The following is a 24,263-nucleotide window of genomic DNA, read 5'->3' as shown; positions in this document are numbered from 1 at the left end:
CAGGTTTAAATTTTGGTGCAAATTAAAACAATTTTATGATTATTTGCATTGGTTGTAAAAAATACGTAGATATTTCCACCATCACTAATTTTCCATTTTGCTCTTATTTTTTCGACAGTTTCTGGGAAGTTTCTGATGGTAATATTCGCTTTTGTGTTTTGAAGAAATTCTTTCATTTCATTTTTATTATATTCAAATTTCCTTTCAATTTTGAATATTCGCCCAGGGAAATCTATTATCTCGTCCGATGTATATAAATGAGAATGTTGGTGTAGTTTTTCGAGTTTAAAATGATTAGCAACCAATTCGAAAGCGCCCGATTTTAGAATAGCAGAATTGGGTTCGTAAATATATTTTTTAGGTAAGTTGTAACTTTTGTTTTTTATTTCTTCACCCAAAATAAATTCAAATATCTCTTCTTTTTCTTTGTTAAAATTAATGGTTTTTATAGTAATTGCATCATCATAATTTTTTTCAATTTCCCATAATAATTCTTTTACTTCATTATTTATAGCAATAACATGAATGGTTTTTACATTCTGTAATTCATTCAAACCTGAAGTAATATCTAGTATTGGTGCAGTTTTTATAAGTATTTTATCGGAAAACTGAAAATAATCGTCTAAAAAATTAGGAACATTAGGCGAGCAATCTTTTAGCATAAAAACTTTACCTTTTCTATCACTTCTTCGAGACGGATCTATGTAAATCCAATCAAAATGTTGGTCTAATTTTTTTAATGTTTCAAAACTATCGCCTTGTAAACAGTTAATGTTTTTTATATTTAAAATCTCAAAATTATGTTTTACAATTTCAGATAATTCTGTATTTAATTCACAGTGAAAAACTTGATTTATTTTTTTTGAGAAATAGTAATCATCTACACCAAAACCACCAGTTAAATCTATTAAACTTTCGCCTAAAACAAGATTAGATTTATATAAAGCTGTTTTTTCTGATGAAGTTTGCTCTACTGATATTTTACTTGGATAAATAATGTTTTGATGCGCATACCAAGTAGGTAACTTTTCTTTTGCTTTACTTTTTGCCGAAATTTGAGTTAGTATTTCAACCCACTGAACTTCTGGAAAAGGATTTTTTTGCAAAGCTAATCTAGAAATGTTAGTATGTATATTTTGAGAGATAAACTCTTGTATATCAAAAGATAATAATGGCGAATGCATTAGATGTTTTTTGTGATAAGTTCTACAATTTTGTTCTCAGGAAAAAATTCTTTAGCAATTACTTTTAATATAGTATAAAAAGGAATAGCAATAATCATTCCTGTTATTCCAAAAAGAAATCCACTAATTAGGGTGACTAAAAATATTTCGAGTGGATGAGAGTTGACACTTTTTGAAAAAATGATTGGTTGAGCAATGTTATTATCAATTAATTGGACTATCCAAAAACCAATTAAAACATATAAAGTTGTAGGTAAAATATCATTTTGAAAATCACCTCCTAAATTACTAATCATAGTTAATATTGCTGCTAAAACTGAACCTATTAATGGTCCAACATAAGGAACTATATTTAATAAAGCACATAAAAATGCAATAACAAAAGCGTTTTCTACACTAAAAATGAGTAAGACAATTAAATATAAAATAAAAACGATAGATAATTGAATTAATAATCCTATAAAATAGCGACTTAACATTTCGTTTGTTTTAGTCAATGAATTTAGAATTTTTTCTTCGTGATTATCTGGCAAAATTATTTTCATACCATTTGTAAACATTATTTTGTCTTTCAAAAAGAAAAAAGTAATAAATAAAACGGAAGCTAATCCCATACCAAAACTACTTATTGTCCCTAAAATAGAATTTAGAATTGTAGGTATAAAAGTGAAATTTATTTTCGATGTCAAATTCGAAACATTTAGTAAATTTCCTGTATTAATATGGTGACTTGTTAAATAAATTTTAAATTGATTAGTTAATTCTGTTGCACTGTTTTCAATTGATTTAGTATCTAATAAAGACAAATTTTCACTTTGAGATAAGATAAGCGGTACAAACATCATAATTAATCCCAAAAATGTTATTACCAAAAAAAATATAGTAAATACAACTGCCATTGTGTTAGAAAATTTTAATCTTCTTTTTAGAAAATTTACAAATGGACTTGTAATTAAGGTTAGTATTAGAGAAACTATCAAATAGATGATTACAGATTGAATTTCATATAAAAAATACAATATCATTGTAATACCAACAATAATTCCCAATGCTTTTATAATCCCTTTTGCTATAATTTTTGATGTCATTTTTTCCTAATTTAGAAACGAATATAATAAAAAAAACTCGCTACAAGAGCGAGTTTTAAGTTTATGTTTAGAAAGATATTACAATCTGAATGAAGCTCTAGAACCTCCAGAAACAAAAATTGCACTAACTCTTGCTTTTTGTCCGTTAGAGAACATATACATTCCTCTGTCATCTGTATAATCCATATAGTTCATATACATTTCTAATGGAGCACCAGAACAAGTACTTCTATGACCTGCAGCAGGAACACCAAAGTTAGCTGAATCATGAGTAGGTGTATCAGAAACTAAATCAGATCCACATGTTGCATCTCCCCAAATGTGACGTAAGTTCATCCAGTGACCTACTTCGTGAGTTGCAGTTCTTCCTAAGTTATAAGGATAAGAAGATGAACTAGAGCTCGTAACTCCAATATATTTTGAATCGATTGCAACACCATCTGTTGTAGATGAACCTCCAGGAAATTGAGCATATCCTAAAATTCCACCGCCAATTGTACAAACCCAAAGGTTTAGTTTTGTAGTTGGAGATGTAGGTGCTAAACCACCAGAAGCAGTTTTTTTCATAGCGTCATTAGTTCCCCATGAAGTTTTTGTAGTAGATTTTCTGATAACTTGATCTAATACAAACGAAACTCCAACATTTGCTTTTACAGCATTAAACGGATTTGATGTTCCAAAATCAGAATTTAAAGCATTAAAATCTTTGTTTAAAACATCAATTTGAGATTGAAGTTGAGCTAAAGAAGTGTTTTCGGCAGTTGTTCTGTATAATACATTAAATACTACTGGAATTTGAATTTTTCCATTTACAATTTTTCCTGTAGTCATTGCATTTTCTGTAAATCTTTCGATTTCTGCCATTCTAGATGCTAAAGCAGGATTCTCTTTTAATTGACGTTCTAGTACTTCTTGAGAAGCACAACCTCTGTGGGCAGATGTGTTTATTGAAGCCTCTTGTTGAACACCAGATGCATTGTCATCTTTTTGACAAGAAAACATAAAGAATACTACCGAAGCAGTTAATAACAATTTTTTCATAATTTTTTGGTTTGGTTGGTAATTTGTTAAAATTTAGTTTAATAATGTAGCAATACTATAAAATAAATATCTAAAATATGCGAATATGTAAATATAATCGATAAAGCACTTATATAGTCGATAAAGTGTTGTAAAAGACCTTTTTTGATACTATTTTGCTAATTATTAAAAATATAGTTCATAATATTGGCACCCATTTTTAATGCTTTTTCTCTAATTGCAGGAGGATCATTGTGAACTTCTGGATCTTCCCAACCATCACCTAAATCGCATTCGTAAGTGTAAAGTAACACTAATTTAGTGTCTATAAAAATGCCAAAAGCCTGAGGTCTTTTGCCGTCATGCTCGTGTATTTTAGGTAATCCTTCAGGGAAAGGAAACGGTTTTTGGAAAATGGCATGATTAGCAGGAATTTCTATTAAAGTTTCATTAGGGAAAAGTTTTGTAATTTCTTTTCGTATGTACTGATCCATTCCGTAATTATCATCAATATGAAGGAAACCACCAGAACGCAAGTAATTTTGCAAATTCTGAACATCTGCTTCGTTAAAAACGACATTTCCATGTCCTGTCATGTGTATAAATGGATACGAAAAAATATCAGCACTTGAAGGTGTAACAGTAACTGGTTTCGTTTTTATAGTGGTGTTTATATTCTGATTGCAAAATTTAATCAAATTAGGTAAAGAGGTAGGATTTGCATACCAATCGCCACCACCACTATATTTTAGTAAAGCAATTTCTTGTGAAAATACTGGAGTTGAAACTAGAATTAAAAATAAAATTATTTTTTTCATTTTATTTCAATTTTTATATGTGTTTTCCACCAAAATCCTTCTCTATTTTCACTTAAAATATTTGTTATTGATTTTTTGGTTTTATATAAAGTCTTTATTTCTTTAGTATCAATTTCTAAATTTTTTATAGAATTTATTAATTCATTTATTTCTTCATCAGACCAAGTTCCTATTCCGAAAAATAAATTAGCTGTATCTTTTTGTTTTAAGTTAAAAATTATAGTATCACCATTTGCAATTCTATCTAAATCATAATTTTTATTTTTAGGATTTAGCGTAATTTTTATTTTAACATTGGAATCTGCATTATTTACAAAATCAATCTTATGAATTGGATCACAACTTACATTTAATATTGCTAGAAAGAAAAGGAATAATATGTTTATTTTAGTTTTCATATATATTTTTGACTAATGCCATTTGCCTTCTGGCTTATTACTAAATTCACTCATTCACAAAAACCACACTATGACAAGCAACCACCGCAGCAGTTTCTGTTCGCAACCGTGTGTTTCCCAAAGATACAGGAATATAATTGTTAGTTAAAGCTAATTGAATTTCTTTTTCAGAAAAATCGCCTTCAGGACCTATTAGAATTGTATATTTCTCTTTTGGTTTGATGGTATTTTTCAATAGTTTTTTGTCAGTTTCTTCGCAATGTGCAATACATAAGTTTCCGTCATGTTGTTGATTAATGAAATCTTTGAACGAAATAGGTTCATTTAATTTTGGTAGAAAAAACTGCAAAGATTGTTTCATTGCCGACAATATAATCTTATCGAAACGTTCGTTTTTAACGATTTTTCTTTCGGAACGATCACATATAATAGGTGTAATTTCGTGAATTCCCATTTCGGTAGCTTTTTCGAGAAACCATTCGAAACGATCATTCATTTTTGTTGGCGCCACAGCCAAATGAACATAAAAATCAGTTGGTTGAGATGTTTCGGTTGAAATGATTTTTACAGTACATTTTTTTTCTGAAGCTAAAATAATTTCGGTCGAAAATAAACTCCCTAAACCATTGGTTACATGTAAAATATCACCTTCAGTTTTTCTTAATACTTTAACAATATGTTTGCTTTCTTCTTTATTAAAAGAAAACTCTTTTAAGTCGGAATTTATGTCCGGATTGTAAAATAATTGCATATTAAAAATCGATTCGTGCTTTGCTCACTACAGAAGCATCATTAAATTTATTTTCTAAAAAACGTTGGTACCCTACAATACCAATCATGGCTGCGTTGTCTGTTGTATATTCAAATTTTGGAATAAAAGTCTTCCAACCATATTTTTTTTCAGCTTCTTTCAATGTATTTCTAATTCCGGAATTTGCTGAAACACCACCACCAATAGCAATTTGTTTTATTCCTGTTTGTTGTACGGCGATTTTTAGTTTTTCCATCAAAATTTCGATAATTATATTTTGTATAGAAGCACAAATATCGTTCCTATTTTCATCTATAAAATTTGGATTCTCTTTTACATTATTTTGGATAAAGTATAAAATCTGAGTTTTTAGACCTGAAAAACTAAAATCTAAATTAGGCATTTTGGGTTTGGTAAATTTATAAGCTTTCGGATTTCCTAATTGCGCATATTTATCTACTAATGGTCCGCCAGGATAGGGAAGACCTAGTATTTTTGCACTTTTGTCGAATGCTTCTCCTACAGCATCATCGGTAGTTTCTCCTATGATTTCCATATCAAAAAAGCCATTTACTTTTACAATTTGAGTGTGTCCGCCAGAAATGGTTAATGCTAGAAATGGAAATTCAGGTTTATCGAAACCTTCTTCATCAATAAAATGAGCTAAAATATGCGCATGCATGTGGTTTACTGCAATTATTGGAATATTTAATGACATTGCCATACTTTTTGCAAACGAACTGCCTACTAATAACGAACCCATGAGTCCTGGACCTTGTGTAAATGCAATGGCAGATAATTGGTCTTTACTAACATTAGCTTTTTTTAGAGCGACATCAATTACTGGAACAATATTTTGTTGGTGAGCTCTCGAAGCTAGTTCAGGAACGACACCGCCATATTGCTCATGTATAGCTTGTTGCGCGACAATATTAGACAATACTTTGTCATTTTGCATCACGGCTGCCGCAGTATCATCGCAAGAACTTTCGATAGCAAGAATAAAAATTGGTTTTTGATGCATAAAAGGCATAGATTTTGCGTTATATTTGAAAAACCGATATAAAATATTTAATTTTACATCGAAGCCCAAAAATAAAGATTTTTTATTAAATCTAAAGGTTCTGGGCTGTTTACCTTTGCAAAAAACTATTGTTGGAAGAAAAGAAAAAAAATACGGGTCTCAAAAAAGTTAGAAAATACATATTACTATTCCTTTTAGGATTGGTATTGTTATTGTTGGGACTTGGTATTGCGCTTTCTTTACCATCAGTTCAAACGATGTTAGGGCAATATGCTACGGAACAATTAAATAAAGAATTTGGTACTGATATTACTGTTCAGGAAGCTAATTTTACAGTATTTGGTGGTGTTAAGCTAAAGCAAGTGCTCATTAGAGATCACAAAAAAGATACGTTATTTTATATCAATAGGTTAAAAACGAATATTCTTGATTTAAAAAAATTAGTAAATGGAGATCTACGTTTTGGTGATGTTGCTTTAGACGGATTGTTTTTTAATTTAAAAAATTATAAAGGAGAAAAAGAAAATAATTTAGATAAGTTTATTGCTCTTTTTGATGAAGAAACACCCACAAAATCGAAGAAAAAGTTTTTATTAACCGCTAATAAATTTGATTTAACCAACAGTACTTTTGCTTTTAACGACTATAATCTAGAGAAACCTTTGCTTTTTAGTGCAAAAAAGTTAAATGCGGTTACCACAAATTTTAAAATTCTAGGACCAGACGTTACTACTTCGATAAAAGAAATGTCGTTTGTAGACAATCGTGGTCTTGTGGTTGATAATCTTATATCTGAGTTTACTTATACTAAAAAAAATATTCTGTTAGAAAAGCTAACTGTAAAAACGCCAGAATCTGACCTGAAAGGAAACGTAGCTTTAAGATATGACAGAAAGGATTTTTCAGACTTTAACAACAAAGTGATTTTTGATGTTAAGATTAATAAAGCATCTGTTTCTTCTAATGATTTAAATCATTATTATGGAGAATTTGGTAAAAATCAGCGATTCAATTTAAGTGGGAAACTTTTAGGTACTCTAAATAATTTTTCTACAAAAAAGTTAAAATTAATAGACAATAACAAATCCGAAATAGTAGGAAATTTTACTTTTAAAAATCTTTTTTCTAAAAACAAAGGAGATTTTTATATGAAAGGAGATTTTTCTAAAATATCATCAACGTATAATAATCTTAATGCTATTTTGCCTAGAGTTTTGGGTGAAAATCTCCCGACAACTTTCAAGAAATTTGGCGTATTTACTCTTTCGGGAACTACTGAAGTTACTTTAAAAACTATAAAAGCAGATATTTTATTAAGAACAGCTTTAGGAAATGCAAAGTCCAATTTGAGTATGACAAGCATAGACAATATAGACAATGCAACCTATATTGGAAATATAAAATTAGATAATTTTAATTTAGGGAAACTGTTAAACAGAACCGATGTTGGCGTTGTAAATCTTGATTTAGATGTTGATGGAAAAGGGTTTACACAAAAATATTTAAATACAAAACTAGAAGGAACAGTACAAAGTGTTTATTACAATAAATACAATTATAAGAATATGGTGGTTGATGGAACCATGATAAAATCGATATTCAAAGGAAGTATAAATGTAAACGATCCAAACTTACAAATGGATTTTGACGGAATTCTTAATTTGAACAATAAAGTAAATAAATATGATTTTCATGCCAATGTAGAATATGCCAATCTTCAAAAATTAAAATTATATACTGTCGATTCTATTTCAGTTTTTCGTGGTGATGTTACGATGCAACTGCAAGGGAATTCGATAGATAATTTATATGGAGAAGTTTTTATAAATCAAACATCATACGAAAATAACAAAGACACTTACTTTTTTGATGATTTTGTGATAAAATCTTATTTTGACGAAAATAGAGTAAGAACAATTACTATAAATTCTCCAGATATTATTGAAGGGAAAGTCGTTGGAAAGTTTCAGTTTAACCAGCTTGAAAAACTGGTAGAAAATTCCTTAGGAAGTTTATATGCTAATTATTCGCCAAATAAAGTAAACAAAGGACAATTCTTGAAATTTGATTTTAATGTGTATAGTAAATTAATTGAAATTTTTCTTCCAGAAGTTTCTTTAGGTGAAAACACATTTATGAAAGGAATGATAAATTCTGATAATGATGAATTTAAATTTAATTTTAAATCACCAAGCATTACAGCATATAATAATAATTTTGATAATATAAATATAGATATTGACAACAAAAATCCATTATATAACGCTTATATCCAAATGGATAGCATTAAGACGAAACGTTATAAAGTGTCTGATTTTAGTCTGATAAATGTAACAGCAAATGATACATTATTTTTTAGAACAGAGTTCAAGGGAGGAAAAAAAGCAGAAGATTTTTATAATTTAAACTTATACCACACGATTAATAAAGACAATAATAGTGTGGTTGGAATTAAAAAATCTGAAGTAAACTTCAAAGATTATTTATGGTTTATAAATGAAGATGAATCTAAAGATAACAAAATTATTTTCAACAAAAAGTTAACTGATTTTTCTATCGAAAAAATATCAATGTCGCACAAAAATCAAGTAATGGAATTGATGGGTGTTTTACGAGATTCTACCTATAAAGATATAAAACTCTCTTTAAAAGATATAGAACTCGACAAAATAACACCATCCATAGATAGTTTAAAATTGAAAGGAAAAGTAAATGGTCTGGTTAACTTTAAACAAAATAAATCAGTTTATGAGCCAACGGCATCAATAACTGTAGATAGTTTAAGTATAAATAATTTAGAATTAGGAAAGTTAGTTGTCGATGTAAAAGGTGATGACACTTTCAAAAATTTTAATATTAATTCTGTTTTAAAAAATGAAGGATTAGAATCTTTTTCTGCCGACGGAAATGTGTTTATTGAGAATAAAAATACATTACTCGATTTGGCTCTTCGACTCAATAATTTTAATATGGGAGTATTTAGTGCCTTAGGGGGTAGTGTGATTACAAATATTCGTGGATTAGCCTCGGGAACAGCTAGTTTTAAAGGGGAATTAGAAAATCCGGATATTACAGGTAGATTATACCTCAATAAAGCAGGATTAAAAGTGCCTTACCTAAATATAGATTATAATTTTGAAAACAATTCAATTGTAGATGTAACAGAAAACCAGTTTTCTTTTAGAAATATAAAAATTAATGATTCTAAATATGGTACAAAAGGAATTTTAAGTGGAGGAATTCGCCATCATAATTTTGGCGATTGGTTTTTAGATTTAAATCTTTCGTCCAACAGGATTGTGGCTTTAGACACTAAGGATTCCGATGATGCTCTATATTACGGAACCGCTTTTATAGATGGAGAGGCAACCATAAAAGGCCCCACAAACGGATTGGTAATTAATGTGAATGCAAAATCTGAGAAGGGGACTTCTATAAAAATTCCGATTACAGATTCTGAAGCTTCTTCGGAAAATGACTATATAAAATTTAAATCGGCAAAAGATGATATCGCCGATAAAACAAAAAAAAGAAAACGAAAAACCTATAACGGAGTCGAACTTAATTTTGAACTTGATATCACAAAGGATGCTGAAATAGAAGTTATTATAGATAAAAATTCAGGACATTCACTTAAAGGAAGAGGAGCAGGAAGTTTGCTAATGGAAATTAATACATTAGGAAAATTTAATATGTGGGGTGATTTTCAGGTATATTCAGGAACTTATAATTTTAAATATGGTGGAATTATAGATAAAAAATTTGATATCAAAAAGGGAGGTTCTATATCATGGGATGGAGATCCTCTAAATGCTACATTAGATATGGAGGCTGTTTATAAAACAGAAGCAAATCCAGGAATATTATTAGAAAATTCATCATTTACTAAAAAGATACCTACAGAAGTGGTTATAAAATTAACAGATAAGTTAACGAGTCCAGTTCCGGATATATCGATCAATTTCCCAACACTTAGTTCAGTCCTATCATCGGAGTTAGAGTACAAATTAAGTGACAGCGACAAGAGACAAACGCAAGCAATGGCATTATTATCATCGGGTAGTTTCTTAAGTGATAAAGGTGTTGGAGAAAATATAATAACAGGTAATCTTTTAGAAAAAGCAGGTAGTCTATTTCAGGATATATTTTCTAATGAAGATGACAAATTAAAAGTAGGACTAAATTATGTGCAAGGAGACAAACGAAATCTAGATTCCCAAACGGATGGACGACTAGGAATAACTCTTTCTACACAGATAAGTAATAAAATTACTATAAACGGGAAATTAGGTGTTCCTGTAGGTGGTGTTTCAGAATCGGCAATTGTAGGAGATGTAGAAATTGAGTTACGTCTCAATGAGGATGGTTCTCTAAAAGCAAGAGTTTTTAATCGTGAAAATGATACTAAATATGTAGGTGAAGGAATAGGTTATACACAAGGTATTGGAGTTACTTACGATGTCGATTTTAATACCTTCAAAGAGCTTATTGCAAAAATTTTGTCTAAAAAGGATAAGGAAGAAAAAGAATCTAAAAAAGAAGATGTTCCAGATTCCGATTTAACACCTGAGTTTATTCAATTTACTGAACAACGTCAAAAAAATGCAGTTGAAAAATCCAAAGCTGCTCCAGAAAGAGTTCCAGATTTAAACTAAAAATACTCAATTCTAAAAAACTTATTAACGAAAACGTTTGAGATTTTAATAAATTAATAAATTTTATTAAAATCTCAACGGCTCTAATTATTACTTTATTAATTTTACAATTCAATTATTGCATTAATGTCAAAAAAAATAAAAAAAATAGGAGTTCTAACTTCTGGTGGAGATGCTCCTGGTATGAATGCGGCTATACGTTCGGTAGTTCGTACCTGTGCATACCATAACATAGAATGTATAGGAATATATCGTGGTTATCAAGGAATGATAGAAGGAGATTTTAAAGAATTAGGACCACGTTCAGTAAATAATATTGTTAATAAAGGTGGGACAATTCTAAAGTCTGCAAGATCAAAAGAATTTATGACTATTGAAGGACGTAAAAAAGCATACCAACATTTACTAAATTCTGAAGTAGATGCACTTGTCGTTATTGGTGGAGACGGAACTTTTACTGGTGCCGAAATCTTTAATAATGAATTCAATTTTCCAGTAATGGGGATTCCAGGAACTATAGATAATGATATTTTTGGTACTAGTCATACACTAGGTTACGATACAGCATTAAATACAGTTGTAGAAGTTATAGATAAAATTAGAGATACCGCAAGTTCTCATAACCGATTATTTTTTGTCGAAGTTATGGGACGTGATGCAGGACATATAGCACTAAATGCTGGTATAGGAGCAGGAGCAGAGGAAATCCTTATTCCAGAAGAAGATTTAGGGTTGGATAGATTATTAGAATCACTTCAAAAAAGTAAAGCATCAGGTAAATCATCAAGTATTGTTGTCGTTGCTGAAGGTGATAAAATGGGAAAAAATGTATTTGAACTTAAAGATTATGTTGAAGAACATATGCCAGAATATGATGTTCGTGTTTCGGTTCTAGGTCACATGCAAAGAGGAGGCGCGCCATCTTGTTTTGATAGGGTTCTTGCTTCAAGATTAGGCGTAAAAGCAGTAGAATCATTACTTGAAGGCAAATCAAATTTTATGGTAGGAATGCTAATGGATAAAGTATCATTAACTCCATTAGAGAAAGCAATAAAAGGAAAATCGGAAATAGATAAAGAATTATTAAGAGTTTCAGACATCATGTCGACTTAATTAAAATTATAATATTTAAAAAGCTAATTAAAATATCAATAAAAAATAAAAATGTCAAAAGTAAAATTAGGAATAAACGGTTTTGGAAGAATAGGAAGAATAGTTTTTAGAGAAACCTATAATAGAGATAATGTAGAAGTAGTAGCTATAAACGATTTATTAGATGTAGATCATTTAGCATATTTATTAAAATACGATTCAGTTCATGGTCGTTTTGCAGGAAAAGTAGAAGTAAAAGAAGGAAAACTTTTTGTAAACGATAAACACATAAGAGTAACTGCCGAAAAAGATCCAAAAACATTAAAATGGGACGAAGTTGGAGCAGAGGTAGTTGCAGAATGTACAGGGATTTTCACTACTTTAGAAACTGCCCAAGCTCATATCGATGGAGGCGCAAAAAAAGTAGTTATTTCTTCACCATCAGCAAATGCGCCCATGTTTGTAATGGGAGTAAATCATGATAAAGCAACAGCAGCGAACACCATTGTGTCAAATGCGTCATGTACAACAAATTGCTTAGCGCCATTAGCAAAAGTTATCAATGATAATTTCGGAATTGTAGAAGGCTTAATGACCACAATACACGCAACAACAGCAACGCAACTCACTGTCGACGGGCCATCACGTAAAGATTTCCGTGGCGGAAGATCAGCACTATTAAACGTAATCCCATCTTCAACAGGAGCTGCAAAAGCAGTAGGAAAAGTAATCCCAGAACTTGACGGAAAACTAACAGGAATGTCAATGCGTGTACCCACTGCCGATGTTTCTGTGGTAGATTTAACCGTAAAATTAGCTAAAGAAACTACTTACGAAGAAATTATGAAAGTATTAAAAAATGCTTCAGAAACTTCTATGAAAGGAATACTCGGTTACACCGAAGATGATGTTGTTTCTCAAGACTTTGTGTCTGATTCACGCACATCAATTGTAGATGCAAAAGCAGGAATTGGATTAAATTCTACTTTTTTCAAAATTGTCTCTTGGTATGATAATGAGTACGGATATTCAAGTAAATTAATAGATTTATCAGTACATATTGCTAGTTTAAAATAAAAAATCATATATTTAATTCCCATTAATACCAATATTAATGGGATTTTTTTTTGAAGCTATTTCCCGCTATCCGCTTTTATCTTTTTGTTTTTAAAGAAAAAACAAAAAGGATAACCGCTTCTATCGGGGCTAGAAATAAACTAATCGAAACTATTTTGCATTTTAGTAAATCTAAAATCTAAATCTAAAATCTAAAAAATTAAATGAAACTACTCGTAGATAGTGGCTCTACAAAAGCCGATTGGATTGCCATAGATGAAGCAGGAAAAGTACTTTTTACCACGCAATCATTAGGATTAAACCCAGAAGTTTTAACAAAAGAAGAAATAATAAACCGTCTTGAAGATAGATTTGATATTGCACATAATAAAAACCAAGTATCTAACTTATTTTTTTATGGAGCAGGTTGCGGAACCGATAGGATGAAATTTTTTTTAACAGAAGTGTTTCAAAATTATTTTCCAAATGCAAAAGTAACGGTTCACGAAGATACCTATGCAGCAGTTTATGCCACAACACCCAAAAACGAAAAAGCTATTGTTTGTATACTAGGCACAGGTTCAAATTGTAGCTATTTTGACGGAAATGTGCTGCATCAAAAAGTACAATCATTAGGCTATATTGCTATGGATGATTGTTCAGGAAATCGCTTCGGAAGACATTTACTTAGAGGCTATTATTTTAATAAAATGCCAGCTGATTTAGCAGAAGAGTTTGAGACTACTTACAATGTAAAACCAGATCCAGTAAAAAATAATTTATACAAAGAACCCAATCCAAACGCATATTTAGCAACATTTGCTAAGTTTTTAATAAAGCATAAAGACACCCAGTTTTGTCAAAATTTCATCAATGAAGAAATGGAATCTTTTGTAGAAAATTACATCAAACAGTTTGATAATTACAAAGAAGTTCCAGTACATTTTATAGGTTCGATTGCTTTTTATTTAAAAGATGAGTTAGAGAAAATTTTAAATAAACACGAAATAAAGTTAGGAAATGTATTACGCCGACCAATAGATGGTTTAATCGAATACCATGTTTTAAACAAATAATAAATGGAAATTGCTATAATTGCTCACGACCGCATGAAAGCTGATTTAGTTCAGTTTCTAAATAAAAACGCATCAATTCTTCATGCAAAAAATATTTCCTTAATTGCTACAGGAACAACAGGAACTAAAGCAGAAAATGCTGGTTTTCAAGTTACAAAAATGCTTTCTGGTCCTATGGGAGGCGATGCTCAAATTGCAGCCCGTGTTGCCGAAGGAAAAACACAAATGGTTTTGTTTTTTAAAGATCCAAACTCAAGTCACCCGCACGAAGTAGATATAAATATGCTTATTCGCGTTTGCGATGTTCATAATGTTCCTTTAGCTACAAACGAAGCCACCGCACAATTGTTATTGAATGCCATTTCTAAATAACAAACGGTTTATAATGTTTTTTTAATTTTGAAGGTTCAAATAAATTTGTATATTGCTTCACCAAAACGCACCCAAATTATGAAAAAAATAGCCTTATTTGCTTTACTTCTTTGTTTCGGAAGTATATACAGTCAAAAGAAAAAGAAGACTGAAGCAGTAATTCCTAATATTGTAATCACAAAAAGCGGAAATGCTTCTGCAGAAATAAGTAAAAATAATTTTTATCTTTTTGTCACAAATGGAGTTAAAAAAGATACCTTATTACTAAAAAAATATGATGTAAAAGGAACGCCGACTTTGTGTAGCATTAAAAACTATACAACAAAAGGAACACCTATGTATTATGTAACTTGGACAGAAAATAATATTGTAGAAACCAAACTTAAAAAAGAAGAAACTACGGTTGTAGAATCTCAAATATGGAATCCAGGAACTAAAATTCTGCAAATTGCTAATACATATTCTACAACAAAAATTAAAGAAATTGTTTTTTTAGACAAACTTAAAACGGCATCAGAAACACAAGAACGAACAAGAAAATCTGGATACGAGTTTGTGTTTTTAGGAGAAGATTTTTCATTAAAAGATAAATCTTCGGATACAAAATATACTTATAATACAACCTCGATGAGATATGAAGTTGCAAAACCAAATATTCCAGTAGCAACTAAACCAACAAAAAAGAAAAGAAAATAATATTTATAGAAATTAAAAATCCCTTTTTGAATATTTCCAAAAAGGGATTTTTAATTTCTATAAATTATTAAAACGTATTTTATCTTATCTATATTTGTATAAATAGAAAAAAGTGAACAACACAAATAAGCTAAAAATATTCAACGACCCTATATATGGTTTCATTACCATTCCGAATCCGCTAATTTATGATTTAATTCAGCATCCATATTTTCAGAGATTGCGAAGAATTTCTCAAATGGGATTATCCTCTCTAGTTTATCCAGGCGCAAATCATACAAGGTTTCATCATGCTTTAGGTTGCTTGCATATTATGCAAAAAGCTATTCAAGTACTTCGATTCAAAAATACAATCATTTCTCCTGAAGAGGAAAACGCTTTGTATATAGCAATTTTATTACACGACATAGGTCATGGTCCTTTTTCCCACACAATGGAACGCAGTATTGTAGAAGACGTTCATCACGAAGAAATTTCTTTGTTGTTTATGAATAAATTAAATATTGAATTCGACGGACAATTAAGCTTGGCAATTCAAATTTTTAAAGGAGAATACCATCGTAAATTTATGTTGCAACTCATTTCTAGTCAATTAGATATGGATAGGATGGATTATCTGAAACGTGATAGTTTTTATTCAGGAGTAGAAGAAGGGAAAATTAATTCTGATCGATTAATTCAGATGATGAATGTTGTTGATGACGTATTGGTAATTGAAGAAAAAGGAATTTATTCAGTCGAAAAATTTTTAATGGCAAGAAGACTAATGTATTGGCAAGTATATTTACACAAAACCAGTTTAGTTGCTGAATTGACTTTAACAAACATACTAAAAAGAGCAAAAGAGTTATACCATAAAGAAATTGCGATTACATGCAGCGACAATTTACTTTTCTTTATTGAAAATAAAATAAGTTTAACCAATTTTAATGATGAGATTCTTAATAAATTCGCTCAATTAGATGATACTGATATTGTTGGAGCTATAAAACATTGGCAGAACCATCCAGATTTTACATTAAGTTCGTTAAGTAAAATGATAATAAATAGAGATTTGCTGAAAATCAAAATGAATGAAGATAAATTTTCTAAAGAAGAAGTTCAGGGATTAACGGAACAATTTTCTAAAACAAATAATATAGGATTGCAAGAAGCAAAATATTTTGTTTTCAAAGGAAAAATAAGAAATCAAGCTTACAGCAAATTGGCTGAGCCTATACGAATACTCAAAAAAGACGGTTCGATAGAAGATGTTGCTTTGTTGTCAGATCAATTATCATTGAAAGCATTGTCTAAACAAGTCACAAAATATTTTCTTTGTTTTCCAAAACAACTCAATAAAAACTAAAGTTTCTTTTTAAATTTTTATATTTTTGTGCAAATGAAATTTACGGCCGAACAAATAGCAGGAATATTAGAAGGAGAAGTTGTTGGGAATCCAGCAGCCGAAGTTTCTAAATTATCTAAGATAGAAGAAGGTACAGAAGGTTCTTTAACTTTTTTGGCAAATCCTAAATATGCAAATTTTATATACGAAACAAAAGCAACAATAACTATTGTAAACAATACGTTTGTTCCTGAAAGTCCAATATCAACTACATTAATAAAAGTAGAAGATGCTTATAAATCTTTTGCAAAATTATTAGAGTTTTACAACCAAGTAAAAAACAATAAAGTAGGTATAGAAATTCCTTGTGTATTACCCGAATCGGCAAAATATGGGAAAGAATTTTATTTAGGAAGTTTTAGTTATATTGGCGAAAATGTAATTATTGGTGATAACGTGAAAATTTATCCTAATAGTTTTATAGGTGATAATGTAAAAATTGGAAACAATACAATTATTTTTGCAGGAGCTAAAATATATTCAGAAACCGAAATAGGTAATAATTGTACCATTCATTCTGGGACAACAATAGGGGCTGATGGTTTTGGTTTTGTACCAAACGATGAAGGAGTTTATAGCAAAGTTCCTCAAATAGGAAATGTAATTATAGAAGATAATGTAGATATTGGAGCTTGCACCACAATAGATAGAGCAACTTTAGGATCTACAATTATTAGAAAAGGAGTAAAGTTAGACAATCAAATTCAAATTGCTCATAATGTAGAAATTGGCGAAAATACTGTAATTGCAGCGCAAACAGGTATTGCGGGTTCTACAAAAATTGGCAAAAACTGCATGATTGGTGGACAAGTAGGAATTGCAGGACATCTAATCATTGGTAATAATGTAAGAATTCAAGCACAATCAGGAGTGGGAAGAAATATAAAAGACAAGGAAACCTTGCAAGGAAGTCCTTCATTTGGATATTCAGACTACAGTAAATCCTACGTACATTTTAAAAATCTTCCAAAAATTGTTACCGAAATAGAAGAATTAAAAAAAATAATAAAATAATTATGGTCAAACAAAAAACCATCAATAACGAAATTTCTCTTACAGGAGTTGGACTTCATACAGGAAATGAAGTAACAATAACATTCAAACCAGCACCAATAAATAGTGGATTTACTTTTGTTAGAGTAGATTTAGAGGGGTCACCCATAATTGAAGCTGATGCAAATTATGTTGTAAATACGCAACGTGGTACTAATTTAGAAAAATTAGGTGTTAAAATTCAAACACCAGAACACGTCCTAGCTGCATTAGTAGGTTGCGATTTAGATAATGTTGTTATCGAACTAAATGCTTCAGAACTTCCTATCATGGACGGTTCATCAAAATATTTTGTAGAAGCTATAGAAAATGCAGGAATTGCAGAACAAAATGCCGAAAGGAATATTTATGTTGTAAAAGAAGTTATTTCTTATATAGATGAAGCTACTGGAAGCGAAATAATTGTTATGCCAAGTGATGATTATCAAGTAACCGCCATGGTCGATTTTGGTACTAAAGTATTAGGTACTCAAAATGCGAGTATGAAAAATATTAGCCAATTTAAAAGCGAAATTGCAAACTGTCGTACTTTTAGTTTCCTACATGAATTAGAAACCTTGTTAGAAAATGGACTTATAAAAGGTGGAGATTTAAACAATGCTATTGTTTATGTAGATAAAGAAATCTCTACCGAAACGATGGATAGGTTAAAAATTGCATTTGGAAAAGATAAAATTTCAGTTACTCCAAATGGTGTTTTAGATAATCTTACTTTACACTATCCTAACGAAGCCGCACGACATAAATTACTTGATGTAATTGGCGATTTATCATTAATCGGAACAAGAATAAAAGGAAAAGTAATAGCAAATAAACCAGGTCATTTTGTAAATACTCAATTTGCAAAAAAAATGTCTAAACTTATAAAAGCAGAACAACGTAATTATGTTCCTATTTATGATTTAAATAAAGAACCGTTGATGGATATTCATAAGATTATGAGTATTTTGCCACACCGTCCACCATTTTTATTTGTAGACAGAATCATCGAAATGACTGACAGTTCTGTAGTTGGATTAAAAAATGTAACAATGAACGAAACGTTTTTTGTTGGGCATTTTCCGGGAGCACCAGTTATGCCAGGAGTTATAATTGTAGAAGCAATGGCACAAACAGGAGGGATTCTAATTTTAAGTTCGGTACCGGATCCAGAAAATTACTTGACATTTTTTATGAAAATTGACAATGTAAAATTCAAACAAAAAGTATTACCAGGAGATACATTAATATTCAAATGTGAATTAATAACTCCTATAAGAAGAGGGATTTGTCACATGCAAGCCCATGCTTATGCAAACGGAAAACTAGTTGCCGAAGCAGAGCTAATGGCGCAAATTGCTAAAAAACAATAAAAATATGAATCAACCATTAGCATATGTACATCCAGGCGCAAAAATCGCCAAAAATGTTGTTATAGAGCCATTTACAACCATTCATAATAATGTAGTTATTGGAGACGGAACTTGGATAGGGTCTAACGTAACTATTATGGAAGGGGCACGAATAGGTAAAAACTGTAATATTTTTCCTGGTGCAGTAATTTCAGCAGTGCCACAAGATTTAAAATTTGGTGGAGAAGATTCTTTAGTGATAATTGGAGATAACGTTACCATTAGAGAATGCGTTACTATAAATAGAGGAACAATAGCTTCTGGACAAACCGTGATTGGTAATAATTGTTTAATTATGGCAACAGCACACGTAGCTCATGATTGTCATATTGGTGATAATGCAATTATTGTAAATGGTGTTTTACTAGGAGGACACGTAACTATTGGTAAATATGCAATAATTGGAGGTCTATCTGCAGTACACCAATTTATAAGTGTAGGTGATCATGCCATGATATCAGGGGGTTCATTATTAAGAAAAGATGTTCCGCCTTATACAAAAGCAGCAAAAGAACCTTTGTCTTATGTAGGAATAAACTCTGTAGGATTAAGAAGAAGAGGATTTACTACCGAAAAAATTAGCGAAATTCAAAGTATATACAGAACCTTGTACCAAAAAAATTATAATACTTCTCAAGCTTTAGCAATAATTGAAGCAGAAATGGAAGCAACTCCAGAAAGAGATGAAATCTTAGATTTTATTAGAAATTCTTCTAGAGGTATTATGAAAGGATATACAGGGGTATAATTTAGATTTCAGATTAGCAAAAAATAAACAATTAAGAATAACCGATTAACAAATAAACAAAAAAATGGCATCTACATCAGATATAAGAAACGGATTGTGTATTAAATTTAATCATGATATTTATAAAATTATCGAATTTCTTCACGTAAAACCAGGTAAAGGACCAGCTTTTGTTCGTACAAAATTACGAAGCTTATCTAACGGAAAAGTATTAGACAATACCTTTTCTGCTGGACACAAAATAGATGAGGTTCGTGTAGAAACACATACTTATCAGTATTTATATGCCGAAGGAGATCAATTTCATTTTATGAATGTTGAATCTTTTGAACAAATTACTTTAGATAAAAAAATTCTTGATAATCCAGGATTACTTAAAGAAGGAACAAACGTAATGGTACAAGTAAATACCGAAACCGATTTACCTCTTTCTGTAGATATGCCAGCATCAATAGTATTAGAAGTTACTTATGCTGAACCAGGTGTTAAAGGAAATACGGCTACAAATGCAACAAAATCTGCAACGGTAGAAACAGGTGCGTCTATAAATGTTCCTTTGTTTATCAATGAAGGAGATAAAATAAAAATAGATACTGCTTCAGGTTCTTATATGGAACGTGTAAAATAATTTTTGATGAAATTCCCCCAAACACAAACCCTTAAAGAAATTGCAAATATCATTAGCTGCGAATATGTAGGTGATGACAATTTTGCAGTTTTGGGTATGAACGAAATTCATGTTGTTCAATCGGGAGATATAGTATTTGTAGATCATCCAAAATATTACGATAAAGCATTACAATCGGCAGCAACTATCATTTTAATAAACAAAAATGTAGATTGTCCTGAAGGAAAAGCTTTATTGATATCTGATGATCCTTTTAGAGATTTCAACAAATTAACCAATCATTTCAGACCATTTCAAGCATCTAATGTTTCGGTTTCGGCTTCCGCCAAAATAGGAAAAGGAACAATTATTCAACCCAATTCTTTCATTGGAAACAATGTAACAATTGGCGAAAATTGTCTTATTCATTCTAATGTTTCTATTTATGACAATACAATCATTGGTAGCAATGTTATAATTCACGCAGGAACAATATTAGGTGCCGATGCTTTTTATTACAAAAAACGTCCAGATGGTTTCGATCAATTAATTTCTGGTGGCCGTGTGGTTATTCAAGATAATGTTGGTATTGGAGCACTTTGTACTATCGATAAAGGAGTTACTGGCGATACAACTATTGGTGAGGGAACAAAAATAGATAATCAAGTTCATGTAGGACACGATACAATTATCGGAAAAAAATGTTTAATCGCTTCACAAACAGGAATTGCCGGTTGCGTAATTATTGAAGATGAGGTTACACTTTGGGGACAAGTAGGAACAACTAGCGGAATTACGATTGGTAAAAAAGCAGTAGTGATGGGACAAACTGGCGTTACTAAATCTATTGAAGGCGGGAAATCTTATTTTGGTACTCCAGTTGAAGAATCTCGTGAAAAACTAAAACAATTAGCCAATATAAAACGAATTCCAGAAATCATAAATAAAATCAAATAAAAATGACCGCAAAAGAATTAGTCAAAGATTTTTATAAATCGAATGCTTTCTTAGACAGCAAATTGATAGATACTTATATGCATCCTGATGTTTCTTTAGATTGGAATAGTAGCAAAGGTTTTCTTCAAATGAATAAAGAAGAAATGGTCAATATAGTCAATCAGATGGGCAAAGCATATCATTCTTCTAGAGTATATATTACTCATTTATTAGAAGATAATAACAAAGTTACGGTAAGATATAGTCATTATATTAAGACAATCGAGAACCCAAGAGAAGAAATGATTTTAGCACATTTTATGGTTATATGGGAACTAAAAGAGGATAAATTATATCGTGGATTTCAAATGAGTCAGTTGTCATAAAAAAAGATTATGTTTTAGATTAAAAATCTGAAATCTAAAATCTAAAATCTGAACTCTTTTTACTACTTTTGCAACACAATAAAAAATAACATAAAAAATATATCATGAGTGTTTTAGTTAATAAAGATTCAAAAATAATTGTTCAAGGATTCACAGGAAGTGAAGGAACTTTCCACGCTTCTCAAATGATTGAATACGGAACAAACGTTGTAGGTGGTGTAACTCCAGGAAAAGGTGGAACTATGCATTTAGATCGTCCAGTTTTTAATACTGTAAAAGACGCTGTAGAAAAAGCAGGAGCAGACACAACCATTATTTTTGTACCACCAGCTTTTGCTGCCGATGCTATTATGGAAGCTGCTGATGCAGGAATCAAAGTGATTATTGCAATTACCGAAGGTATTCCAGTAGCAGATATGATTAAAGCAAATGATTATATTAAAGATAAAAACTGTCGTTTAATAGGTCCAAACTGTCCAGGAATCATTACGCCAGGTGAAGCTAAAGTTGGTATCATGCCAGGTTTTGTTTTCAAAAAAGGAAATGTAGGAATTGTTTCTAAATCAGGAACATTAACTTACGAAGCCGCTGACCAAGTAGTAAAACAAGGTTTAGGAATAACAACAGCAATCGGTATTGGTGGAGATCCAATTATTGGAACGACAACTAAAGAAGCTGTTGAATTATTAATGAACGATCCAGAAACTCATTGTATCGTAATGATTGGTGAAATTGGCGGGCAACTTGAAGCAGACGCTGCTAAATGGGTTCGTGCAGATGGAAACCGTAAGCCAGTAGTTGGTTTTATCGCAGGAGTTACTGCTCCAGCAGGAAGAACAATGGGTCACGCAGGTGCAATTGTAGGTGGAGAAGACGACACTGCAGAAGCAAAAAAACGTATTTTACGTGAAAACGGAATTCACGTAGTAGATTCTCCAGCAGAAATCGGAAAAAAAGTAAAAGAAGTTTTGGGATAAATTCTAGACTAAATTCACAAAAAAAATCGAGCTCAGAAATGGCTCGATTTTTTTTTGTGAATTTAGTTTTCTATTTAAACATATCTTCCATACCAGGAATCATAGGCATATCTACTTTTGCAACAGCGTCTAATTCTGCTTGATTTACTTTTGCTGCTTTTTCAATAGATTTATTTAGCACTAAAATTAGATAATCTTCTAATTGTTCTTTGTCCTCTAATAAAGAATCTGCAATAGAAATATTTTTTATAGTACTATTAGCTGTTAGGGTTATTTTTAGTAAACCATCAGTACTTTGCTCGTCTATAAGAACAGTGTCTAAACGTTTTTTTGTATCTTCTATTTTTTGTTGGGTTTCTTTTAGTTTTCCCATCATTCCCATTAAATCCATTATTGTAATTTTAAAATTATTTGTTGCAAATTTACTAAATCGAAATATATAAATTCAATTTTATTTATTATGAAAAAGATACATATTTTAAGCGTTCTTTGTCTTATTTTTGTACTTTCAAATAATAAAATTTACGCTCAAAAAAATGCATAAAAAAGTAAATCCACCTCAAGCTCTCATAAAACCTCATACTATAGAAAAACACAACGATATAAGAACTGATAATTATTATTGGCTAAATAAACGTGAAAATCCAGAAGTTATAGATTATCTTAATAAAGAGAACGCATATTATAACGAAATGACCTCTGATACAAAAGATTTTCAGAAGGAATTATTCGAAGAAATGAAGTCTAGAATTAAGGAAAATGATCAATCAGTTCCTTATTTGTATAATGGTTATTATTATATTACTCGTTTCGAAAAAGGACAAGATTATCCTATATATTCTCGTAAAAAAGAAAATTTAGAAGCAAAAGAAGAGATTTTGTTCGATTGCAACGAAATGGCAAAAGGACATTCTTATTTTCAATTGGGAGGATTAAGTGTTAGTCCGGATAATAAATTAGCTATTTTTAGTTCAGATGTTGTAGGAAGAAGAATTTATACTATTCAAATAAAAAACCTAGAAACAAACGAAATTTTATCAGATAAAATAGAAAATACATCAGGTTCGGCCGTTTGGGCAAATGATAATTTTACCATGTTTTATTCGACACAAGATGAGGTTACTTTGCGTTCAGACAAAATTTTTAAACATAAATTAGGCTCAAAATCGCAAGAAGATGTTTTGGTTTATTTTGAAAAAGACGAAACCTACAATGTAGATATTACCAAATCGAAATCTAAAAAATATTTAGCAATCGAGTCAGGAAGTACGCTTACAACCGAGTATCAAATTCTTGAAGCCGATAATCCTGACGGAAAATTTAGAATGTTCCAAAAACGTGTTCGTGGTTTAGAATATAGCATTAGTCATTACGGCGATAGTTTTTATATTATGACCAATAAGGATGAAGCTGAGAATTTTAAATTGATGAAAACTTTAGAAACGGCAACATCAAAAGAAAATTGGACAGAAGTAATTGCGCATCGTGAAGACGTTTTGTTAGAAGATATTGAAATTTTTAAAGACTATTTAGTTGTTGAAGAACGTG

General features: G+C 30.5%; 22 protein-coding genes and 1 pseudogene. 15 read left to right on the top strand and 8 right to left on the bottom strand.

Annotated features, from left to right (window positions below; translation table 11 throughout):
- Positions 1-5: 5 nt before the first annotated feature.
- The 7 genes from ABI549_RS04445 to tsaD all read right to left on the bottom strand — a co-directional run bounded on the left by ABI549_RS04445 (position 6) and on the right by tsaD (position 6,283).
- Positions 6-1,184, bottom strand: a complete 1,179-nt coding sequence (locus ABI549_RS04445; protein WP_348075248.1) for a class I SAM-dependent methyltransferase — start codon at positions 1,182-1,184, stop codon at positions 6-8.
- Positions 1,184-2,272, bottom strand: a complete 1,089-nt coding sequence (locus ABI549_RS04440; protein ID WP_348075247.1) for an AI-2E family transporter — start codon at positions 2,270-2,272, stop codon at positions 1,184-1,186. Before ABI549_RS04440 ends, ABI549_RS04445 begins: the two co-directional genes overlap by 1 nt.
- 78 nt (positions 2,273-2,350) lie before the next feature.
- Positions 2,351-3,313 (bottom strand): zinc metalloprotease, encoded by a 963-nt coding sequence (locus ABI549_RS04435; RefSeq protein WP_348075246.1) that lies wholly within the window; start codon positions 3,311-3,313, stop codon positions 2,351-2,353.
- Positions 3,314-3,471: 158 nt separating this feature from the next.
- A complete protein-coding gene (locus ABI549_RS04430; RefSeq protein ID WP_348075245.1) occupies positions 3,472-4,110 on the bottom strand; it encodes a DUF4159 domain-containing protein in 639 nt (212 codons plus the stop codon).
- Entirely contained in the window at positions 4,107-4,508 is a 402-nt protein-coding gene (locus ABI549_RS04425; protein ID WP_348075244.1) for a hypothetical protein, read from the bottom strand. The genes ABI549_RS04430 and ABI549_RS04425 overlap by 4 nt, the downstream gene beginning before the upstream one ends.
- A gap of 46 nt (positions 4,509-4,554) precedes the next feature.
- Positions 4,555-5,259, bottom strand: coding sequence for a 16S rRNA (uracil(1498)-N(3))-methyltransferase (locus tag ABI549_RS04420; RefSeq protein ID WP_348075243.1), 705 nt, complete (start codon positions 5,257-5,259; stop codon positions 4,555-4,557).
- Position 5,260: 1 nt separating this feature from the next.
- Positions 5,261-6,283 carry a tRNA (adenosine(37)-N6)-threonylcarbamoyltransferase complex transferase subunit TsaD gene (tsaD, locus tag ABI549_RS04415; RefSeq protein ID WP_348075242.1) on the bottom strand — a complete coding sequence of 341 codons (1,023 nt, stop codon included), beginning with the start codon at positions 6,281-6,283 and terminating at the stop codon, positions 5,261-5,263.
- A gap of 131 nt (positions 6,284-6,414) precedes the next feature.
- Between tsaD and ABI549_RS04410 the strand changes: the two genes are divergently transcribed.
- The 14 genes from ABI549_RS04410 to sucD all read left to right on the top strand — a co-directional run bounded on the left by ABI549_RS04410 (position 6,415) and on the right by sucD (position 22,715).
- Entirely contained in the window at positions 6,415-10,938 is a 4,524-nt protein-coding gene (locus ABI549_RS04410; RefSeq protein ID WP_348075241.1) for a translocation/assembly module TamB domain-containing protein, read from the top strand.
- Positions 10,939-11,064: 126 nt separating this feature from the next.
- Positions 11,065-12,051 carry a 6-phosphofructokinase gene (gene pfkA / locus ABI549_RS04405; RefSeq protein WP_348075240.1) on the top strand — a complete coding sequence of 329 codons (987 nt, stop codon included), beginning with the start codon at positions 11,065-11,067 and terminating at the stop codon, positions 12,049-12,051.
- Positions 12,052-12,102: 51 nt separating this feature from the next.
- Positions 12,103-13,107, top strand: coding sequence for a type I glyceraldehyde-3-phosphate dehydrogenase (gap, locus tag ABI549_RS04400; RefSeq protein WP_348075239.1), 1,005 nt, complete (start codon positions 12,103-12,105; stop codon positions 13,105-13,107).
- Between the two features lie 203 nt (positions 13,108-13,310).
- Positions 13,311-14,162 carry a BadF/BadG/BcrA/BcrD ATPase family protein gene (locus tag ABI549_RS04395; protein WP_348075238.1) on the top strand — a complete coding sequence of 284 codons (852 nt, stop codon included), beginning with the start codon at positions 13,311-13,313 and terminating at the stop codon, positions 14,160-14,162.
- A 3-nt stretch (positions 14,163-14,165) separates the two neighbouring features.
- Positions 14,166-14,534: a methylglyoxal synthase gene (locus ABI549_RS04390; RefSeq protein ID WP_348075237.1), complete on the top strand. Its 369-nt coding sequence runs from the start codon at positions 14,166-14,168 to the stop codon at positions 14,532-14,534.
- Positions 14,535-14,612: 78 nt separating this feature from the next.
- Complete coding sequence (locus ABI549_RS04385) at positions 14,613-15,230, top strand: hypothetical protein (protein ID WP_348075236.1); 618 nt, start codon at positions 14,613-14,615, stop codon at positions 15,228-15,230.
- A gap of 112 nt (positions 15,231-15,342) precedes the next feature.
- Positions 15,343-16,578 (top strand): HD domain-containing protein, encoded by a 1,236-nt coding sequence (locus ABI549_RS04380; protein WP_348075235.1) that lies wholly within the window; start codon positions 15,343-15,345, stop codon positions 16,576-16,578.
- A 33-nt stretch (positions 16,579-16,611) separates the two neighbouring features.
- Positions 16,612-17,631, top strand: a complete 1,020-nt coding sequence (gene lpxD / locus ABI549_RS04375; protein ID WP_348075234.1) for a UDP-3-O-(3-hydroxymyristoyl)glucosamine N-acyltransferase — start codon at positions 16,612-16,614, stop codon at positions 17,629-17,631.
- 2 nt (positions 17,632-17,633) lie between these two features.
- A complete protein-coding gene (locus tag ABI549_RS04370) occupies positions 17,634-19,022 on the top strand; it encodes a bifunctional UDP-3-O-[3-hydroxymyristoyl] N-acetylglucosamine deacetylase/3-hydroxyacyl-ACP dehydratase (protein WP_348075233.1) in 1,389 nt (462 codons plus the stop codon).
- A 4-nt stretch (positions 19,023-19,026) separates the two neighbouring features.
- Positions 19,027-19,809 (top strand): acyl-ACP--UDP-N-acetylglucosamine O-acyltransferase, encoded by a 783-nt coding sequence (lpxA, locus tag ABI549_RS04365; RefSeq protein WP_348075232.1) that lies wholly within the window; start codon positions 19,027-19,029, stop codon positions 19,807-19,809.
- 64 nt (positions 19,810-19,873) lie between these two features.
- Entirely contained in the window at positions 19,874-20,437 is a 564-nt protein-coding gene (gene efp / locus ABI549_RS04360; protein ID WP_348075231.1) for an elongation factor P, read from the top strand.
- A gap of 6 nt (positions 20,438-20,443) precedes the next feature.
- Complete coding sequence (locus tag ABI549_RS04355; RefSeq protein WP_348075230.1) at positions 20,444-21,373, top strand: UDP-3-O-(3-hydroxymyristoyl)glucosamine N-acyltransferase; 930 nt, start codon at positions 20,444-20,446, stop codon at positions 21,371-21,373.
- A 2-nt stretch (positions 21,374-21,375) separates the two neighbouring features.
- Positions 21,376-21,738 carry a nuclear transport factor 2 family protein gene (locus tag ABI549_RS04350; protein ID WP_348075229.1) on the top strand — a complete coding sequence of 121 codons (363 nt, stop codon included), beginning with the start codon at positions 21,376-21,378 and terminating at the stop codon, positions 21,736-21,738.
- Between the two features lie 104 nt (positions 21,739-21,842).
- Positions 21,843-22,715, top strand: coding sequence for a succinate--CoA ligase subunit alpha (sucD, locus tag ABI549_RS04345; RefSeq protein WP_348075228.1), 873 nt, complete (start codon positions 21,843-21,845; stop codon positions 22,713-22,715).
- A 70-nt stretch (positions 22,716-22,785) separates the two neighbouring features.
- On the opposite strand, the gene ABI549_RS04340 is transcribed toward sucD, so the two are convergent.
- Positions 22,786-23,106 carry a YbaB/EbfC family nucleoid-associated protein gene (locus ABI549_RS04340; RefSeq protein WP_348075227.1) on the bottom strand — a complete coding sequence of 107 codons (321 nt, stop codon included), beginning with the start codon at positions 23,104-23,106 and terminating at the stop codon, positions 22,786-22,788.
- A 145-nt stretch (positions 23,107-23,251) separates the two neighbouring features.
- On the opposite strand from ABI549_RS04340, the pseudogene ABI549_RS04335 reads away from it, so the two are divergent.
- Positions 23,252-24,263 (top strand): annotated as a pseudogene (locus tag ABI549_RS04335) (oligopeptidase B); the annotation flags it as partial.

It is taken from the genome of Flavobacterium sp. (genome assembly GCF_039932285.1).
GTDB lineage: Bacteria > Bacteroidota > Bacteroidia > Flavobacteriales > Flavobacteriaceae > Flavobacterium.
Note: the sequence above shows the minus strand (reverse complement) of the source record. Positions and strands in the feature narration are given on the sequence as shown.

Bases quoted from the DNA above. Each gene is read 5' to 3' on its own strand.
- ABI549_RS04445 (WP_348075248.1), bottom strand. From the start codon at position 1,184: ATGCATTCGCCATTATTATCTTTTGATATACAAGAGTTTATCTCTCAA.
- ABI549_RS04440 (WP_348075247.1), bottom strand. From the start codon at position 2,272: ATGACATCAAAAATTATAGCAAAAGGGATTATAAAAGCATTGGGAATT.
- ABI549_RS04435 (WP_348075246.1), bottom strand. From the start codon at position 3,313: ATGAAAAAATTGTTATTAACTGCTTCGGTAGTATTCTTTATGTTTTCT.
- ABI549_RS04430 (WP_348075245.1), bottom strand. From the start codon at position 4,110: ATGAAAAAAATAATTTTATTTTTAATTCTAGTTTCAACTCCAGTATTT.
- ABI549_RS04425 (WP_348075244.1), bottom strand. From the start codon at position 4,508: ATGAAAACTAAAATAAACATATTATTCCTTTTCTTTCTAGCAATATTA.
- ABI549_RS04420 (WP_348075243.1), bottom strand. From the start codon at position 5,259: ATGCAATTATTTTACAATCCGGACATAAATTCCGACTTAAAAGAGTTT.
- tsaD (WP_348075242.1), bottom strand. From the start codon at position 6,283: ATGCATCAAAAACCAATTTTTATTCTTGCTATCGAAAGTTCTTGCGAT.
- pfkA (WP_348075240.1), top strand. From the start codon at position 11,065: ATGTCAAAAAAAATAAAAAAAATAGGAGTTCTAACTTCTGGTGGAGAT.
- gap (WP_348075239.1), top strand. From the start codon at position 12,103: ATGTCAAAAGTAAAATTAGGAATAAACGGTTTTGGAAGAATAGGAAGA.
- ABI549_RS04395 (WP_348075238.1), top strand. From the start codon at position 13,311: ATGAAACTACTCGTAGATAGTGGCTCTACAAAAGCCGATTGGATTGCC.
- ABI549_RS04390 (WP_348075237.1), top strand. From the start codon at position 14,166: ATGGAAATTGCTATAATTGCTCACGACCGCATGAAAGCTGATTTAGTT.
- ABI549_RS04385 (WP_348075236.1), top strand. From the start codon at position 14,613: ATGAAAAAAATAGCCTTATTTGCTTTACTTCTTTGTTTCGGAAGTATA.
- lpxD (WP_348075234.1), top strand. From the start codon at position 16,612: ATGAAATTTACGGCCGAACAAATAGCAGGAATATTAGAAGGAGAAGTT.
- ABI549_RS04370 (WP_348075233.1), top strand. From the start codon at position 17,634: ATGGTCAAACAAAAAACCATCAATAACGAAATTTCTCTTACAGGAGTT.
- lpxA (WP_348075232.1), top strand. From the start codon at position 19,027: ATGAATCAACCATTAGCATATGTACATCCAGGCGCAAAAATCGCCAAA.
- efp (WP_348075231.1), top strand. From the start codon at position 19,874: ATGGCATCTACATCAGATATAAGAAACGGATTGTGTATTAAATTTAAT.
- ABI549_RS04355 (WP_348075230.1), top strand. From the start codon at position 20,444: ATGAAATTCCCCCAAACACAAACCCTTAAAGAAATTGCAAATATCATT.
- ABI549_RS04350 (WP_348075229.1), top strand. From the start codon at position 21,376: ATGACCGCAAAAGAATTAGTCAAAGATTTTTATAAATCGAATGCTTTC.
- sucD (WP_348075228.1), top strand. From the start codon at position 21,843: ATGAGTGTTTTAGTTAATAAAGATTCAAAAATAATTGTTCAAGGATTC.
- ABI549_RS04340 (WP_348075227.1), bottom strand. From the start codon at position 23,106: ATGGATTTAATGGGAATGATGGGAAAACTAAAAGAAACCCAACAAAAA.